20 protein-coding genes are annotated in these 16,511 nt (G+C 28.5%); 12 read left to right on the top strand and 8 right to left on the bottom strand.

What is annotated here, in order from left to right; all coding sequences use genetic code 11:
- The first annotated feature begins 437 nt into the window (after positions 1–437).
- The 10 genes from ACJ6WR_RS03000 to ACJ6WR_RS02955 all read left to right on the top strand — a co-directional run bounded on the left by ACJ6WR_RS03000 (position 438) and on the right by ACJ6WR_RS02955 (position 8,353).
- Positions 438–989 carry a hypothetical protein gene (locus tag ACJ6WR_RS03000; protein ID WP_409417011.1) on the top strand — a complete coding sequence of 184 codons (552 nt, stop codon included), beginning with the start codon at positions 438–440 and terminating at the stop codon, positions 987–989.
- 242 nt (positions 990–1,231) lie between these two features.
- Entirely contained in the window at positions 1,232–1,594 is a 363-nt protein-coding gene (locus tag ACJ6WR_RS02995) for a hypothetical protein (RefSeq protein WP_409417010.1), read from the top strand.
- A gap of 226 nt (positions 1,595–1,820) precedes the next feature.
- Positions 1,821–2,363 carry a hypothetical protein gene (locus tag ACJ6WR_RS02990; RefSeq protein WP_409417009.1) on the top strand — a complete coding sequence of 181 codons (543 nt, stop codon included), beginning with the start codon at positions 1,821–1,823 and terminating at the stop codon, positions 2,361–2,363.
- Positions 2,364–2,502: 139 nt separating this feature from the next.
- On the top strand, positions 2,503–2,979 hold the full coding sequence (locus ACJ6WR_RS02985) for a hypothetical protein (RefSeq protein ID WP_409417008.1): 477 nt from the start codon (positions 2,503–2,505) through the stop codon (positions 2,977–2,979).
- Positions 2,980–3,626: 647 nt separating this feature from the next.
- Positions 3,627–3,956 carry a hypothetical protein gene (locus tag ACJ6WR_RS02980; protein WP_409417007.1) on the top strand — a complete coding sequence of 110 codons (330 nt, stop codon included), beginning with the start codon at positions 3,627–3,629 and terminating at the stop codon, positions 3,954–3,956.
- Between the two features lie 47 nt (positions 3,957–4,003).
- Complete coding sequence (locus ACJ6WR_RS02975) at positions 4,004–4,510, top strand: hypothetical protein (protein ID WP_409417006.1); 507 nt, start codon at positions 4,004–4,006, stop codon at positions 4,508–4,510.
- Between the two features lie 31 nt (positions 4,511–4,541).
- Positions 4,542–5,015: a hypothetical protein gene (locus ACJ6WR_RS02970; RefSeq protein WP_409417005.1), complete on the top strand. Its 474-nt coding sequence runs from the start codon at positions 4,542–4,544 to the stop codon at positions 5,013–5,015.
- A gap of 470 nt (positions 5,016–5,485) precedes the next feature.
- Complete coding sequence (locus ACJ6WR_RS02965) at positions 5,486–5,800, top strand: hypothetical protein (protein WP_409417004.1); 315 nt, start codon at positions 5,486–5,488, stop codon at positions 5,798–5,800.
- A 101-nt stretch (positions 5,801–5,901) separates the two neighbouring features.
- Positions 5,902–6,465: a hypothetical protein gene (locus ACJ6WR_RS02960; protein ID WP_409417003.1), complete on the top strand. Its 564-nt coding sequence runs from the start codon at positions 5,902–5,904 to the stop codon at positions 6,463–6,465.
- Positions 6,466–6,514: 49 nt separating this feature from the next.
- Positions 6,515–8,353, top strand: coding sequence for a type VI secretion system baseplate subunit TssF (locus ACJ6WR_RS02955; protein WP_409417002.1), 1,839 nt, complete (start codon positions 6,515–6,517; stop codon positions 8,351–8,353).
- A gap of 72 nt (positions 8,354–8,425) precedes the next feature.
- Here the strand turns inward: ACJ6WR_RS02955 and ACJ6WR_RS02950 are convergent, their stop codons facing one another.
- The 8 genes from ACJ6WR_RS02950 to murQ all read right to left on the bottom strand — a co-directional run bounded on the left by ACJ6WR_RS02950 (position 8,426) and on the right by murQ (position 12,566).
- Positions 8,426–9,202 (bottom strand): TerC family protein, encoded by a 777-nt coding sequence (locus ACJ6WR_RS02950; protein ID WP_039112712.1) that lies wholly within the window; start codon positions 9,200–9,202, stop codon positions 8,426–8,428.
- Positions 9,203–9,246: 44 nt separating this feature from the next.
- Positions 9,247–9,618, bottom strand: coding sequence for a hypothetical protein (locus ACJ6WR_RS02945; protein WP_039112713.1), 372 nt, complete (start codon positions 9,616–9,618; stop codon positions 9,247–9,249).
- 80 nt (positions 9,619–9,698) lie between these two features.
- Entirely contained in the window at positions 9,699–10,274 is a 576-nt protein-coding gene (locus ACJ6WR_RS02940) for a DUF1572 family protein (protein WP_409417001.1), read from the bottom strand.
- 2 nt (positions 10,275–10,276) lie between these two features.
- Positions 10,277–10,849 (bottom strand): pentapeptide repeat-containing protein, encoded by a 573-nt coding sequence (locus tag ACJ6WR_RS02935; protein ID WP_323489147.1) that lies wholly within the window; start codon positions 10,847–10,849, stop codon positions 10,277–10,279.
- Positions 10,837–11,151: a type II toxin-antitoxin system RelE/ParE family toxin gene (locus ACJ6WR_RS02930; protein WP_409417000.1), complete on the bottom strand. Its 315-nt coding sequence runs from the start codon at positions 11,149–11,151 to the stop codon at positions 10,837–10,839. Before ACJ6WR_RS02930 ends, ACJ6WR_RS02935 begins: the two co-directional genes overlap by 13 nt.
- A complete protein-coding gene (locus tag ACJ6WR_RS02925) occupies positions 11,136–11,366 on the bottom strand; it encodes a hypothetical protein (protein ID WP_323489149.1) in 231 nt (76 codons plus the stop codon). Before ACJ6WR_RS02925 ends, ACJ6WR_RS02930 begins: the two co-directional genes overlap by 16 nt.
- Positions 11,367–11,393: 27 nt before the next feature.
- Positions 11,394–11,615, bottom strand: coding sequence for a DUF6095 family protein (locus tag ACJ6WR_RS02920; RefSeq protein WP_039112716.1), 222 nt, complete (start codon positions 11,613–11,615; stop codon positions 11,394–11,396).
- Positions 11,616–11,750: 135 nt separating this feature from the next.
- Positions 11,751–12,566, bottom strand: coding sequence for an N-acetylmuramic acid 6-phosphate etherase (gene murQ / locus ACJ6WR_RS02915; RefSeq protein WP_039112717.1), 816 nt, complete (start codon positions 12,564–12,566; stop codon positions 11,751–11,753).
- A 177-nt stretch (positions 12,567–12,743) separates the two neighbouring features.
- Here murQ and ACJ6WR_RS02910 point away from each other — a divergent pair, with 177 nt between their 5' ends.
- Complete coding sequence (locus ACJ6WR_RS02910) at positions 12,744–13,892, top strand: helix-turn-helix domain-containing protein (RefSeq protein WP_409416999.1); 1,149 nt, start codon at positions 12,744–12,746, stop codon at positions 13,890–13,892.
- A 153-nt stretch (positions 13,893–14,045) separates the two neighbouring features.
- Positions 14,046–16,430 carry a TonB-dependent receptor domain-containing protein gene (locus ACJ6WR_RS02905; RefSeq protein WP_409416998.1) on the top strand — a complete coding sequence of 795 codons (2,385 nt, stop codon included), beginning with the start codon at positions 14,046–14,048 and terminating at the stop codon, positions 16,428–16,430.
- The last annotated feature ends 81 nt before the right edge of the window (positions 16,431–16,511 follow it).

Below are 16,511 nucleotides of genomic sequence, written 5' to 3'. Positions count from 1 at the left end.
CGTGATACTGGCTTTGGTGTTATTGTTCTGGGGACATGACAAATATACTATTGCTCATGAATGTTTGCATAGTCTAGGATTTCCTCATTCGTTTTCTGGGGATTTGTTTTTACTTATAAAATCCTAAAAAGGATAATATAATGGATTATTCTCATAATCCAATTGATAAAATAACAGGATTACCCAATACCCCAATTGATAGAATTGCTACATGGTACTGGCAATGGAAAGTAATAAACGGATTATGAAAAAAATATTGTTTTTAGCAACAGTTTTGGTTTTATTTAGTTGCACTACAGGATTGATAAAGAAAGATTTTAAAAATAACCTTTTTGAAAAATTCCCTATTAGTCTTTGGAATAACCATTTCGAAGATTTAAAAAAAGGAACAAAATCGGAGGGTTCATATATATATATATATAGAGAGAGAGAGAGGAGTGGAATTTTATCCAGATTCTTGGAAAAAAAGTTGGGATATATATGTATATCCACAAGAAAAACAATTTTATACTATTGTTTATAAATATGATTATACAAAATACACTCTAAGAAAAAAGTATAAAATATTTGGTTGGGATAGTTTCTTACGTCAAAAACTAAAAATTGGATTTTCTTACGAATATGATGAACAGAGAAATTTAATTAAAGAAACAGATGAAGATAAAAAATTTGGGAAATTCGGATATAATGAACTACTTCGATTTCTTGACAAAGAAAAAAAAATAAATTTACGCAAAGGATTAGAAGGGGACATAAATCGAGATGATAAAATGGATATAGGGTTTTATTATTCAGACACTTCAAACAAAAAATCGTGGGATGTATTTGTACATATAGGATTAGCGCAAGGGGAAATTACTCCACCTTGGGAAATAGGAGAAAGAGCTTCGCAGCCTGGAAAAGGATATTTTATAGATGGAAATACAGGTGAGGTTATAAAAAGATCTAAAGAAACGATAGAATATTATAAAGAAATTGGGTTTAACTAGATTGGTTTTCGGAAATTCTCACTATTCTAAACCTTATTTGAAAATAGTATCAGAAGCTAAGCAGGTACGAAGTCAGAAGACTTCGTAGCCGTTCAGATATGTATTTAAACCTGTTTGAATTATTATTTTGGGCTTAGGAGTATAGTACTAGCATTGGAATGAAATGCAAAAAACAGGAAAACAAAAAAAATATTTTGAAGAAATTAAATAACTGTAATATAAAAAAAACACTCCTTATTTTTTTGACTGTATTACTTCTGTCTTTTTTCGGATTACTTTATTTTGTTAATACTAAACCCAAAAATATTAAGCCAGACTTAAATTATTGTCATGGAGTAGTTTTAGATGAAAATTTAAAACCTATAATTAATGTAGATGTTTCTAACATTAGCAAACATCATTCGACATTTACAAATATAAATGGTTATTTTCAACTTCAATTAGATAGTACGACTGCACCTGAACCATTAATTTTTAATAAAAAAGATTATCAAATTGATACTGTCAATGTTGTGGATATTGCGCCAAGAGGTGATAATTATTTTTATCGTTTTATGTATAGTAAACCAGATACTATTGTTTTGAGAAGATTAAAATCTCAGTAGTCAAAAAATAGTATAAAATCAATACAAGTAAAATAAGAAAAACTGTAATACTAATTAAAGAAACAGATGAGGATAAAAAGTTTGGAGAATTCGGTTATAAAGAGTTACAACATCATAGAGGAGAAATTGATTTAATGAAATATTATAATGACAATATAAAAGCTAAAGACAGAACAATTGCTGCGGAAAAAGATGTAGTAAATTTAATTTAGTTAACAAAAATAAAATGATAATTTTTTTTTTCATATCAATAATTACTATTCTTTTAGTATCAAATAAAATTTTCTTTAAGAGGCATAGCATAAAATTTAAATTGATATATTCCATTTTTATTACTTTCTTTTATACATTCATTTATATAATAATTATTGTTTATTTATGGAATAATAGTTCTGGTAATTTAGTGCCAGAACCTAGTGTAAAAAAAATAAAGCTAGTTAACTTGCATAGAAATAAGTATATAGCTTATATTGATTTTGAATATTCCGATAAAGAAATTTTAAATAATCTAAATATTGATATTGCCAATAATCGAATTGATACTGTTTATTTAGATATTGGAGAAACAAAATTTTTTAAGACTCCTATTTTTTTATCAGACACTATTAAATTCCCTGAAAAATTTAGTATAAAAATAACCGATTTGCAAGGTAGGGTTATTAAAAAATATGATAAAAAAGTTTTTTTTGATGAAATAGAAAAATCAAAACATGGAATAAAGGGAGATTTAGAAAAAAAAGAAACAGATTGGGATTTAATAATTAAATAAAATCCTGTAAGAAAGATGATTTAAGCTTAATATGGTTAACTAAAATTGAAATAAAAAGACAGGAACAATCTTCTTTTATATTATACTTTTTATGTTTATATTTTAGATTGTTAGGGTATTGATGTATAGCTGAAAACTAATGAAAAAAATAATTTTCACCTCTGGATTGTTAATGTTGTTGTTCTTGTTTATATTCTTTTCTTTTTTGCATTCATGGAAGAAAGGAGGACCTGGTAATGAACAACCAGTTGAAGATCCTAATTTAACTAAAGGTATTACACTTATTAATAATACTGATAAATCACTAAATGTTGTGATTGATTTTAGGTATAATGCCATTGATTCTATTAAATTGTCGGATATTAATATTGCTTATAATAAAGTTGATAGTATTTATATTAAAAAAAATGAAGGTGGATATTTTCTACTACCTATTTTTAATACTTCTAGGATTAAATTTCCTGAAAAAATAAATATAAAAATCAAAGATTCTTTAGGGCAAGTTATTAAACAATATGATAAAGATGAGTTCTTTAACAGTATAGAAAAATTTGAATATAAAAATAGAAGTGATATAGAGTGTAATCAGACAAGCTGGACGTTAAAAATAAAGTAATTTGTTTTTTAAATAAATAATATGAATAGAATTGAATTCTGGTTCAAAAAGCATCTTGTTACTTATAATTGTTATTTTATATTTTACTTCAGTATTATCTACTTTTTCATTGTATTCAATCAAACAACATCAAAATATTATTAATAAAAAGGGAATGTCAGGAAAACTAAATGAAACTCTTTCCTAAATTAAATGGATTTATTATTGGCTTAATTACATGGTTGATGCTGCAGTTAATTTATACGGAGCTAGACTTGTTGCGGATGAAATATTGATAATTACGGGTGAAAATTTACTCTAATAAATTACTAGAAATAGAAAAATTTTACAATTAAGGTTGGCATATTATTCTGCTTATAGATTTAGATATGCTAGATGATTCAATAAGTTATTTAGGATGTGTAACTCAATATCATTGGATCGCTTATGAAGGGAATTTAGTTATAGGTCCAATAAAAAATGAATATAGTTTTCATATTATTGTTGACAAAAACTAAATACAAGTTCACAAATACGTAGTTCTGTTTTTAATACTAATTTTTAGGCATATCTCAAATTTAAAAAATAATCTAAAAATATTTCTTCTCTGTCTTTTATTTATTAATTGCAAGAATACAGATGATAAGGGATATGTTCTTGCGAATCAATTGCCTATTATTTCAATTGAAAATAGCTCTGAAATAGAAATAGTAAATTCAAAATTGATTTTTAAGCGCAATGATGCTAGCATTGATACAGGTAATCTTAGAGTATATTCTAAATCTAAAAATACAATTGATGTTGAGATATCATTAAAAAAAATAGATACTATATTCAAAACTGACATCATTGTGATTTGTATAAAAAATAAATGTTTTTCACTTTCTGAGATTGATAGGAAAGGTGTCATTTCATCTGGAAGACCATTTATGCTCAGTTATAAAATTAACAGAAAAGAATTCATCGATAGAGATGGAATTTACATTTTACCTAATTAATTATAATAAACAACGAATTTCTATAGAATCTTTTAAAAGTAATTATTATGGCTATATTAAGGTATATTAGTATAATGTTTTGTTTTCTTTTTATAAGCTGCAATAATAAAAGTGAGTATTCAAAAGATGATAGCTCTTTTTATGGAATCTATCTTAAAGAATGGAACTCTTTGCTGTGTCCAAAAAAGATTCTTTTTGAAAAATATGAAAAAAACTCAAGTTTTAAAATAATAATCAGAGGTGATACGAGGTTCAATATTGAAGGCTGTGAAAATGAAGTTAAAGAAATTAATCAGCGAATATTTACGCCCATAGTTTCTTATACAGGAAAAATAGATTATGATATAAAATTGATAATTGATGATAGTCTAGAATTTAAAATAACTTCGATAGACAATAAAATTGATACAGTTTTCTCAGGAGGTCGTCCTGGAGATTTTATCATAATGAATAATATTTCATCATTTATTGTCAATGGTTATAAGGTAGATAATTCAAAAACTCCTTTGAATATCGAAATTCCAACAAAAACCGGTAAGGTTTTAAAGAAATAATTTTAGGAGGTATATTATTTTTATGTGTATAATGGATATATTAAAGTTAAATAGAATAATATGTATATTATTTTTTGTTTTGTTGGGTTGCAATACAAAAGAAAATAATAATTGCAATATTTATGTAGGAGCTGGAGAAGGAGTTTTAATTTCTTTTGATAATCATTCAAGAAAATATTCTGAAAAAGATTTACAATCTCTTAAAATACTTATTAATAATAAGAATATTAGATATACTAAATGGGAAGGAGGATATCATTTATATTCAAATAATTATAATATCAGTTTGTCTGAAAAAGTATTATTAAAAGATACTATAATTATTAATATTAAAAGTGATATTATTAAAATATATGATTTTATTAATATTACCGAAGAAGGATTTAATGAAAGTCATAATAAAATTCTAGTTTGTCGCTATTGTAAATCTACAATGAATAATCAAAAAATGGAAGATTATGGTAATAACATTATTATAGTAGATTTTGAAAAATTAAAAGAATGAGATATAGTGATATGATTTTAAAAAGAGTTGTTACTGATGAAAAAGATATATAAATAGTATGAAATTATTTTGGAGAATAAATTTGAACATAAGTAGAATAGTTTTTGTCTTGTTTCTTATGTATTTTATTACTGTAAAGGTTTCATTTTTAAATTCATCAATTAACAATATCATCATATCATTTACATTTATTTCCTTTACGTATGGGACATTTTTAGAGATTGTTCAAATTCCAATATGTCTTATCGCTTTATTTTTTAAATTTCGTCCTATTAGAATCTGGCTTATGTTTTTACAGATGTTTATATTTTTTACTATAAAAATAATTTTATTTATGTACTTATTAGGTACTGGTTTATAGCTTATGACAGACAATTATAGATATATAATTATGATAGAAATATTGATAATTGGTTTAATGTAAACCACAAAATAAAAAGGAATAGAAGTAAAAAATAAGACATTAGCAAATGGAAAATAAAATCATTAACAAGACTACTAATAAAAGTGCATTAATCATTTTTCCAATAGTAATAACAGTAATTCAATTAGTAAGTTTTGGGCATTTATATTACATTCATAAATACGGGAGTGGGCAATTTCCTGCTGATTTTATTGAATTGAATATTTTGGCTATTTGCAATATAGGAGTATTAGTTTTAGCTTATTTTTTCTATTTTAAACCAGATAATAAGTTTAATACGTGGTTAGTTCCTATTTTATTATCAGCTATTACAATTGCCACATTATTTATCTTATATATAATAATGTGGATTGATAAATAATCAGGAATAGCTATTAAAAAAAGCATCTATTCATGATTGTTTTTTTGAATAATTACTGAGAAAGAATAAATTTATAAAGGATTTAAACTATAGAAAATCAGATGAAAATTAAACAAATTTTATGCATTCCTTTATTTCTGTTAATGGGGCAAAATGTATTTTGCCAACAGTTTAATAATAGTAATGTTTTATTGTTTCAAAAATCTGATAGTGTTGTTGTATCCAATATGTTTTATCGAGACAAAGAATTTAATGCTCCTTTGGCTATAAATAGTATACCAGCAAAAAAGGATAGTATTACAGGGGAGCTAACACTTCCGTATAATGATTTTAAAGAAGAAAAAGATACAATTTTTGTTCAATCCAAAAAAAGATTAACAAAGAACCAGGTTGCTACATTAAATAGTTTTTTGCAAAATAAAAAAACATTTAACAAGAACGATATCGCATTATTAGGACATTACAATATTGAAATTAATTATTATCAAAAAGGTGCGATATTTCAGTTTGTAAGAGTATCTTTAATAACTAATAAAACAACTATTTCCAGAATAGGATGTAAAAGCATTATAGATAAAAATAAGCAAGAAATAGATCCATGTTTGTTTTACGGTAATATAAGTAAGAATTTTAAAAAGTATATTTTACAATTAGCATCAAAATAAAGTAATTAGATAAAAAACAAATAAAATACGTTTCAATTAAAATAAGACAATGAGACAAGAACGAATAAAAGACAGAGTATTAAAAAGAGCAGCAAGATCATGGGGCTTTTCGGATGTAGAAATGGAAACTTCATTTGATCCTGTGGTATCAATGATGTTAAATGCATTGTCGTACGAGTTAGAAAAAGTTGCACATGAACTTGAGGATTCCAAAACACGTGTGGTCGAAAGAGTTCTTGAAATTATGTTTCCAGAAGTTAGCGCCGGAGCCAAACCATCTAGGGCAATCATGCATGCTTTACCTATAGATAACAACATGAAAGTTTCTTTGCTAAACCAAATGTCGGTAAGCAGAAGAATTCATAATATTTATAATCCGTTAGCACCAATTACTAAAGAGATAACGCTTTCGCCAACATTAGAGGTGAAATTAGCTTCTTGTGAGGTTAAGTATATTGCTTACGAAAGAAATCTATACGAAGTTTCAAATCTTTTTTACAAAGACTCAGTTCGCGATTATAAAAACTCACTACCTTCAGGAATAGTGTTTTTAGGAATAGAATTAAATAATACTAGCATAGAAGAACTAGAGGATTTAATGTTGTTTATAGATATTAAAAACACCCACCAAAAAGAAATGTTCCATTATTATTTAAAGCAAATGAAATGCTTTCATGATGATGAGGAAATTAAGGTAGAGGAGGGATATAATGTTCCTGTAAACAATCTAGATATCGAAAGTATCATAAACAGAAATTATACTCATCTTAGCGAGTTGATGCAAGAAGTAAATGAATTTTACTTTGATAATTTTTATACGCTAAAAGGTGCATTGAAACATAAGAACATAAGAGATTATGGCTCTGAGTATAGATGTTTTGATGAGGTAACAAACAATAATGATAATTCTGTTATTTGGATTAAAATGGTTTTTCCAGAGTCATTAATTCCTCAAATAATAGACAATGTATCTTTTACAGCAAACTGCTTTCCTGTAATAAATAAAAGACGACATATCATAAATAAAACACTTGGTGGTTTCTTGTCTTATGTGTCCTTAGATACTGGTAATAATATATACCTTGATGTAGATACCGTAGTAGATCCATTTGATAACCATTATGAAATAAAAGAGTTTAAAGACGGAGTTATCGAAGAAGGAAATGCTGTATTACGTACAGGTGGAGTTTCTAGATTTGATTCCAGAACGGCTTCTGAATTACTTCAGAATGTATTAGACTTATTAAAAGACGAGAGTTCATCGTTTTCGGGTTTAGGAAAAGATTTCATGAATAGTTCGTTGGTCGAAATTAATCAACTATTGGCTTCGGTAGAACAACAGGCGAAAGAAAGTAGCTTTTCTAAAAATAACGACCCATATTTAATGATTAAACCAAAGATTGATGAATCAGTAGGGAAATCATTTATAATAAGTTATTGGTCGACATGTGCCGAAGAAGGAAATGATATTAAAGCAGGTACAGTCTTAGAATCTAAAGAAGATTTGTTTTTTGTGAGTAAAGAAGCGGTATTAGTTACTAATACGGTTGGCGGAATGAATAAACAGAATAATAAAGACCGTATTCTGGCTTATCGTAATGCATTATTAACACGAGGACGAATTGTAACTTTTGCAGATATAAAAGCATTCGCTTTTAACCATTTTAAAAGTTGCATTACCGATGTTAAAATAGAAAAAGGAACACGAAAAGAAATCTCTGTAAAAGCAGGTTTCAGTCGAACAGTAGATATTTATCTAAAAATTAATGCAGCCGAAAAAGAGCATTTATCAATAACCGAGTGGGATTATTTGTGTGAGAGTTTTATGAAGAATTTAAAAAACAGATCATCAAATGTATTCCCGTATCGATTATTTATCGAGGATTAATTTTAGGAAACAAATGAATACAAAAAAAGCGCTAAGATATCTTAGCGCTTTTTTTGTTATAAATTAAATCAGTTATGATTTTGATCTCTTTCTCATCTTCATATTAATAAACTCAACTGCCAATGAGAATGATATAGCAAAGTACAAGTAACCTTTTGGTACGGCTCCGATATGTTCTCCTATTAAAGAAGCATTAGATAAGTGCATACTTTCAGTAATAAGCATAAATCCAATTAAGATTAAAAAAGCAAGTCCTAAAATCTGAATAGAAGGGTTTGCATTTACAAAATTCCCAACAGGAACAGCAAACAACATCATAACTGCTACCGAAATAACAACGGCAGTAATCATAATTGTTAAAGCACCGGTAACACCATTTGTCATTCCTACTGCAGTTAAAATAGAATCTACAGAGAAGATTAAATCGATTAGTAAAATTTGTACAATTACATTCGAGAAGGATTGTTTTGCAACATCTTTTAATGTTTTTTCTTCATCGCCTTTATGGTCAACTTTTTCGCTAATTTCTTTGGTGCTTTTATAAATCAAGAATAATCCACCACCTAATAAAATCAAGGCTTGTCCAGTAAAATCAGCATTTAGCCAGCCCCATTTAATACTAAAAACTGTTGCTTTCATAGCAATTAAGTACGAAATACCCATTAGCAAAGCAATACGCATGAACATGGCTAAAAACAAACCAATTCTAGTTGCTTTTTTACGACTTTCAGGAGGTAATTTTCCTGTTACTATCGATATGAAAATGATATTGTCAATTCCTAAAATAATTTCAAGAAAAGTCAGTGTTAATAAGGCAACCCAAGCGTCAGGGTTTAAGAATACTTCCATTTAAAAAGGTGTTAATTAAGGGGTATTAGTATAAAAAATGTAATTTAATCTACTCGAACAACTTTTCCGCGTTGTTTTTGGGTAGAACCAACCATTCCGAACTCAAAAGTATATGAATCTTTGGTTGTACTCAAAATTTTCATTCCGATAGCTTTCTCTTCTGCTTTGTTCTTTGGATGTTTCTTTTCCAGAACATATTCGCAATCACTTACCCAGCGAATTGTTGCCGTGTCGGTTTTTCCTTCAAAAGTTTCGATTTCGATATCATCTTTTCTTTCAAAAATAGTTGTCTTTTTTACTCCATCAACTTCGTATTCAAATTTGAATTTTCCAGTTTTAAAATCCTTGCAATTGTGTTCCGTATTATAACAAGATGCAACAATAAGTAATAAAGGGAGTAATAGTAATTTTTTCATAATATATAATTTGTTTATTTGAAGCTATTTACTTCGTCAGTTCACTTCGCTCGAGACCTGATTGTAATTTTAAAATAAAACTATTTCAACCGTTTCAGCTCATCATCGGTAAAGTTCTTAATTTCTTTTTCTTTAGCAAACTTTCCTGCATTGTAATTTTTAGATTCTTTTCTTGGAATCGATAGGCTTTCCCAGCTGCTGTTTTTTAATTGTTTGGCATAAAATACAATTTGACCAACATGATAAGGATAATGTGCTAATTGTCTGTTGACAGCTTCAATAACCGTATGTCCTTCATTTCGGATATATATAATGTCTGAAAGTTGATTGGCTTGTAAATCATTTATAGCATCAAAAAGACATTTCCAACCTTTTTCCCAAGCAGTCATTATTTCTTCTTTAGATTGGAAATCATTTTCAAATTCTTCATCACGATTGCGCCATTCTTTTTCGCCATCGGTTGTAAGGAAATCGGTCCAACGAGAAAGCATGTTGCCCGAAAGATGTTTTACAATCGTTGCTATACTATTTGTATCCTCATTTATTGTAACAAGAAGTTGTTCTGGATTGAGTTGAGCGATTGCTTTTTCGCCCAGTGTTTTATAATATAAAAATTGTTTTTTTACACTTTCTAAATACGCTTCGGTTGCATTCATAATTATACAATTTTAATGTCATATTTATCTAAAAGACCTAAAATTCCCTCGGTCGAGAATTGAGCTTTTTTCATGGGATTAAATTCCGGATCAATTTTAAAATTATATGCTGTTTTAAAATTAACACCAGCCAATTGTGTTTCGTTAAAAATTGCTCCTTCCAGATTGCAGTTATCAAAAACAGAACTGGTTAAATTAGTTCCTATAAAAGTAGTTTCTTTCATAGAGCAATTTACAAATTTAGTTTTCGGCATTTTTTTATTAGAAAATAAGGCATAGTCCAAAACCGATTCTTCAAAATATACCTGGAATAAGAAATCTTCACATTCATTAAATGCAATTCCGAGCAATTTACAGTTCTTAAATGTTACATTTTTTAAACTTGTACCTTTTAGGCTGGTCATAGATAAATTGCAATCGATAAATTCGCAATCTAAAAAGGTATTGTAAGCAAAATTACTATTAGAGAAATCACAATTTTTAAATACACAATCCTCAAATTCGCGGTTGTTTATTTTTTTATCAATGTAGATAACCTTATCGAATGTTTTTTGAATATGAATTAGACTTTCCATGAATGTTTTTTGGATTTTCGGGCATTATGTCTTACTCGAAGAATTTGGATTGTACGATTGATGATTCGGTATGAAATGCTATAATTATAAATGCTATAAACTCTAAAACTACCATCATTATTAGTTTTTTGTTTGTCAAGTTTAAAAATTTCAGGTTGCATTTTTAGTATTTCAGTGCTTTCAAATATATCACTTACTACTTTATCAGCAATATGGATTGACTTACTTTCGAAAAAAATATAAAAATGAATATTTTCTAATTGTTTTAAAGTACTGTTGGACCAAATTATTTTCGACCCCATTTTTTTGCTATTTCTTTGGCTTCCTTTTCAGAATAAAAGTCACCCTTTTTTATATCTTCCATTGCATTTTCTATGTCTATATTATAAGCTGCATCAGAATCAAGAGTTTGGTTATTGATAGATTGTAAAAGACTTTTTAGTTTTTCAACAAAAGTTGGGTCTTTTACTTTATCAATTTCTTGATGAATCCAATTTATTTCGGCTTGAATATCCATAATTAGCAATTTTAGTAAAGATACAAATTAGTCGTTAAAGAGACCTCTCATGATTGTTTTTAAACCATAAAAGATTAAAAACATTCCCGCTAAACAGGCAATTATGCCAATAGCTAGAACTAAGTAATGCCAAACGTTTTGTTTGTTCATAAACGCATTGTAAATTACTGCAGGGCCAATAAATAATAGGGGCAAAGAACCCGATAAGTATTTAATTCCTTTTCCTATTAACTCTTTATTTGTTCCCATATTTTTTATTCTTAAAAGTTTAAGGTTTGAAGTTTAAAGTTACGAGAACTAAAAAGCTTCTATTTGTTGTTGCATGACAGATAGTATATCCTTACAACATTTTTATTGAGACTAGTACCAGTAACTGTGACTGAATTACTGTGACTGAAAATTATCTACAGCATTTCTTACACTTCCATATTTGTGTAATAAATCAGATGCTTGCTCGTATGTAACAGGAATTTCTCCCATAATCATTTTTACTCCACGATCAATTAATTTGCTGTTGCTTAATTGCATATCCACCATTTTGTTGCCTTTTACTTTTCCTAGTTTTATCATGGTTGCTGTCGAAATCATGTTAAGAACTAATTTTTGTGCAGTTCCAGCTTTCATTCGGGAGCTTCCTGTAACAAATTCAGGACCTACAACTACTTCTATAGGATATTGGGCTGTTTGCGAAAGCGGACTTTCAGCATTACAGGTTATGCAACCTGTGATTATGTTGTTTTTATTGCAAACCTCTAAACCACCAATTACATAAGGTGTTGTTCCCGAAGCAGCAATTCCTATCACAACATCATTTTCGGAGATATTATGCGCTTGCAAATCTATCCAGGCTTGTTTGGGATTATCTTCGGCATTTTCTACCGCTTGACGAATGGCTTTATCTCCTCCGGCAATGATTCCGTTTACTAAAAATGCTGGAACGCCAAAAGTAGGAGGGCACTCGGACGCATCTAAGATTCCTAAACGACCAGATGTTCCTGCACCTATATAAAATAAACGTCCACCAAGTTTTAGTTTGGCTACGATTTGATCCACCAAAGCTTCTATTTGTGGAATTGCTTTTTCTACGGCATATGGAACTGTTTTGTCTTCCTGATTTATATTAATCATTAAGTCATGAACACTCATATTTTCCAGATGTTCATATTTAGAGGACTGTTCTGTAGTTTTTGTGAAGGTCATTTTTTGTATAATATCTTGCCCAAAATTAATCTTTTTTCTCGCGATTTCGAAATTTAGAACGTAAGAATTAAAAGATAAAAAAAACTTTTTCTCTTTTAATTTTTATGCAACGATTGCTTTCTGAAATCTCATTAAAAGAACTAAAATATTATATTTGTTAAATAATCAAAAAAATAAATGAATATAGATAGCTTTTTGGGTGTTATGGGCTGGATGTCAGTTTTTGTTTCACTATTGCTGGCATTCTTTTTACTCACTGTGAAAACCCAAAATAAATCAGCAAACCGACTGTTTGTGGCATACTTACTGCTTTTTGCAATTGATAATTCTGGAATTTTTATTAATGAAGCTTTCGTTAAAGACCATCTTAATTTAGAATTTTTCAGATGGGCTAGTTGTGCTTTGATACTTCCTGCTTTTTATCTGTATATAGTATCAGTTTGCTTCACTGATTTTCGATTAAAAACCAAGTATCTAATTCATGCAATTCCATTTATAATCATAAATGCTGTTTTCATACTCAGGATTTACTTTTTAAATGATGTAGATAAAATGCAGTTTTATAATCATCGTAGTGAAATGCCTGAATTTTACGGTTTCCAGTTAATGTTAGGTATGCAAATCGTATTGTATAGTATTGGTGTATTTTGGGTTTTAAAAAAGTATAGAGAAATATATCAGGAAAATTATACCAATCCTAAAACTTCTATTTTTAAATGGTTATTTCAAATATCAATTGTACTCTTTATTTTGTATTATTTATCAATAGCTAAGAATTTTATAAGATATACCGATTTTAATTTACTGTGGATTTGGGCAAATGTAGTAATGCAATTTCTGGCTTTAGTAGTAACCTGCTGGTTTGTCTTAAAGGCTTTAAATTATCCCGAACTTTTTAGAGGAATTGATTCTAAATTGCAATTAGCAAGAGACATTGTTCCTGAGGAAAATGAAAATACGATCGAAATAAAAGAGAATAAAAACGAAGTGATTACGGCTCAAATTTCGACATTGAAACAATATATGACTGAAAAAGAACCTTTTCTTCATCCGTCGCTCACGATTCAGGAACTCTCCAATCAAATTGATATTCCTGTTCGGGATTTATCGGTTTTGATTAATCATCATATGGATCAGCATTTTTTTGATTTTGTAAACGAATATCGCATCCAAAAAGCTATGAGTATTTTGAAAAATCCTTTAAAAAGGGATTTAACAGTTTTAGAAATTCTATACGAAGTAGGTTTTAATTCAAAATCTTCGTTTAATACTTCTTTTAAAAAATATACTAATCTTACACCTACGGCTTACCGAAACGCTTCGTAATTAGCGGTTTGTAAAAAGTCGTACTTCATGCTTAATAAAGTCGAACTGATTTCCTAAAAAGAAATTGGTTCGACTTTTTTTGTCGGTCGCATATCGGAAATTTCTAAGGCAACTTTGCTTCAAATTAACAGAACCAATTTAAAATTAGAAATTATGAAAAAAGTATGCCTCTTTATTTTTATGCTATTGCCTCTCTTTTGTTTAGCACAAACATCCTTTAAATTAAATGGAAAAATTGCCGATGAAAAAACAGCAGTAGCCTGGACAGATGTTGTAATCTTAAATCAAGACGGAAAAATTATAAATGGAGCAACCACAAAAGAAGATGGTAGCTTTGAATTGATTTTGAATAAAGGATTCTATAAAGTAAAAATTAGTTCACAAGGATATTCGGAATTTGAGAAAGATATTACGATAGAAAAAGATACCAATTTGGGTTTGATTATCTTAAGGGAAAATGTAACAAATTTGGGAGAAGTTGTCATTCAATCCAGAAAAAATACGATTGAGCAAAAAACAGATCGTTTAGTCTATAATCTTGAAAATAATGTAACAAACGTTGCTGGCGATGCTTTGAGTGCTATAAATACTGCACCAGGAGTTGCGGTACAAAATGATGTTATTAATATATTAGGAAAGGGAGTTTCTCGTGTGATGATTGACGGAAGGATGATTGAATTAACTGGCGAAGAATTAAACGATTTCTTGAAATCTATCTCGGCAAGTGATATTAAGAATATCGAAATTATAAGTAATCCTTCGTCAAAATATGAGGCGGAAGGTACTGGGGGATTGATTAATATTGTTATGAAAAAAGGTGCTCGTGATTCATGGAAAAACACAACAACAGCATCTTATGATCAAAATAAATACGGAATTTATACTTTAAGGAATAATTTCTTTTATAATAAAAATAAGTTTAGGTTTTCGGCTAGTGTTAATGGAAAAACTGGTTATAAAAATATTAATGAAACTCTGGATATGTATTTCGTAGAAGGGCCTACGAAAATGGATGTGATAACAAAATTAAATGAGGAAAATGTATCTGGAAAGTTAGCTTTAGATTATGATTTTTCAGAAAAAACAACCATTGGTTTTCAATTTTTAAAAGATAAAAGCAATCCGGATTTTGACTCGGATATTAGAATTAATAAATATAATGCTCAAAATGTATTGGATAGTTATATAATCAATGAGAGCTTTTTAGACAGGAAATCCGGCAATCAAACTTATAATTTACATTTGATTACAAAACTGGATTCTCTCAACAGAAAATTATCATTTGATGTTGATTACTTCGATTATAATTCAAAATTTGATAGAGATTTTATAGCAAACAATTATTCATCAAATGGAACCTTTATCGATGTAGATCAATCAGGACGTAATCTTTCGAATCAGGATATTGATAATTTAAGCTTCAAGGCAGATATGGAACATCCGCTTCAAGCGTTAAATTTATCTTATGGGGTGAAAGTAAGTTTTACAAAAAGTAATAGCGATGTTATTTTCTTTAATACGATTACTGGAACTCCAGAATTAGATATAAACCAAACAAACCAATTTAAATACACCGAAAATAACCAGGCAGTTTATATTAGTGCTGACAAAAAAATCAATGAAAAATGGAATTTTCAAGCAGGATTGCGATTAGAAAATACGCAAACAAATGGTTTTTCGGAAAACCTAAATCAGGAAACGATAAACAATTATCTTAAGTTATTTCCAACGTTTTATGCTTCTTATAATAAAAATGAAAACAACAGTTTTAGTTTAAACTACGGAAGGAGAATCCGTAGGCCGAGTTTTTCTTTATTGAATCCGTTTCGAGTTTATATTAGTAGTAATAGTTATTCTGAAGGGAATCCGTTTTTAAAACCTTCTTTTAGTGATAATTTTGAATTTTCTCATTCGTATAAAAAAATATTGCGAACTAGTGTTTTCTTAAATGCGATTACGGATGGTTATGGTGTGATATTTACTGCAAACCCTGAAACATTGACTCAAGTTGTATCGAGAGAGAATTATTTTAAAGGTATTAATTATGGAGTTGGAGAAACGTATTCGGCTAGTTTTACAGATTGGTGGCAGAGTGAGAACTCTTTGTATTTTTTAGGATCAAAAATTAAATTTACTAAAGATATCAATGCAACACCAGCAAATAGTCTTGAAGTCGATTTTTCGACAAATAATACATTTTCATTGAGCAAAGCGACTAAATTGCAAATAGATTTTAGCTATACTTCGCCTTACAAAAGCGGTTTATATGAAACTGGGTATACGTCTAGTCTGAATATTGGTTTTAAACAAGATTTGTTAAACAAAACAATGCAGATTGCCTTTTTGGTAAATGATATTTTTAATACATCTTATTTAAAAGATGATGTTTCGATTGTAAATGGTGTAAAACAAGTTTATAGCCAAAATGAAAGCAACCGATTTGCTCGTTTATCTGTAGTTTATAATTTCGGAAACAAAAAGATTAATGTTAATCAACGTGATTTTGGAAATGAAGATGAGAAGAAGAGAGCTAATTAGATAATTTGTCAATTAGATAATTAGATAATTACAGTAGAGTGTTCTAACATGTTTTAATCCAGGGGTTTCGGGTAATGTTAT

The sequence above is a fragment of the Flavobacterium sp. PS2 genome, assembly GCF_046250155.1.
GTDB lineage: Bacteria > Bacteroidota > Bacteroidia > Flavobacteriales > Flavobacteriaceae > Flavobacterium.
This window is presented reverse-complemented; position numbering and strand designations above follow the sequence as displayed.

Coding starts and splice junctions, on each gene's coding strand:
- ACJ6WR_RS02990 (WP_409417009.1), top strand. CDS start 1,821: ATGATAATTTTTTTTTTCATATCAATAATTACTATTCTTTTAGTATCA.
- ACJ6WR_RS02985 (WP_409417008.1), top strand. CDS start 2,503: ATGAAAAAAATAATTTTCACCTCTGGATTGTTAATGTTGTTGTTCTTG.
- ACJ6WR_RS02975 (WP_409417006.1), top strand. CDS start 4,004: ATGGCTATATTAAGGTATATTAGTATAATGTTTTGTTTTCTTTTTATA.
- ACJ6WR_RS02970 (WP_409417005.1), top strand. CDS start 4,542: ATGGATATATTAAAGTTAAATAGAATAATATGTATATTATTTTTTGTT.
- ACJ6WR_RS02965 (WP_409417004.1), top strand. CDS start 5,486: ATGGAAAATAAAATCATTAACAAGACTACTAATAAAAGTGCATTAATC.
- ACJ6WR_RS02960 (WP_409417003.1), top strand. CDS start 5,902: ATGAAAATTAAACAAATTTTATGCATTCCTTTATTTCTGTTAATGGGG.
- ACJ6WR_RS02955 (WP_409417002.1), top strand. CDS start 6,515: ATGAGACAAGAACGAATAAAAGACAGAGTATTAAAAAGAGCAGCAAGA.
- ACJ6WR_RS02950 (WP_039112712.1), bottom strand. CDS start 9,202: ATGGAAGTATTCTTAAACCCTGACGCTTGGGTTGCCTTATTAACACTG.
- ACJ6WR_RS02945 (WP_039112713.1), bottom strand. CDS start 9,618: ATGAAAAAATTACTATTACTCCCTTTATTACTTATTGTTGCATCTTGT.
- ACJ6WR_RS02940 (WP_409417001.1), bottom strand. CDS start 10,274: ATGAATGCAACCGAAGCGTATTTAGAAAGTGTAAAAAAACAATTTTTA.
- ACJ6WR_RS02935 (WP_323489147.1), bottom strand. CDS start 10,849: ATGGAAAGTCTAATTCATATTCAAAAAACATTCGATAAGGTTATCTAC.
- ACJ6WR_RS02930 (WP_409417000.1), bottom strand. CDS start 11,151: ATGGGGTCGAAAATAATTTGGTCCAACAGTACTTTAAAACAATTAGAA.
- ACJ6WR_RS02925 (WP_323489149.1), bottom strand. CDS start 11,366: ATGGATATTCAAGCCGAAATAAATTGGATTCATCAAGAAATTGATAAA.
- ACJ6WR_RS02920 (WP_039112716.1), bottom strand. CDS start 11,615: ATGGGAACAAATAAAGAGTTAATAGGAAAAGGAATTAAATACTTATCG.
- murQ (WP_039112717.1), bottom strand. CDS start 12,566: ATGACCTTCACAAAAACTACAGAACAGTCCTCTAAATATGAACATCTG.
- ACJ6WR_RS02910 (WP_409416999.1), top strand. CDS start 12,744: ATGAATATAGATAGCTTTTTGGGTGTTATGGGCTGGATGTCAGTTTTT.
- ACJ6WR_RS02905 (WP_409416998.1), top strand. CDS start 14,046: ATGAAAAAAGTATGCCTCTTTATTTTTATGCTATTGCCTCTCTTTTGT.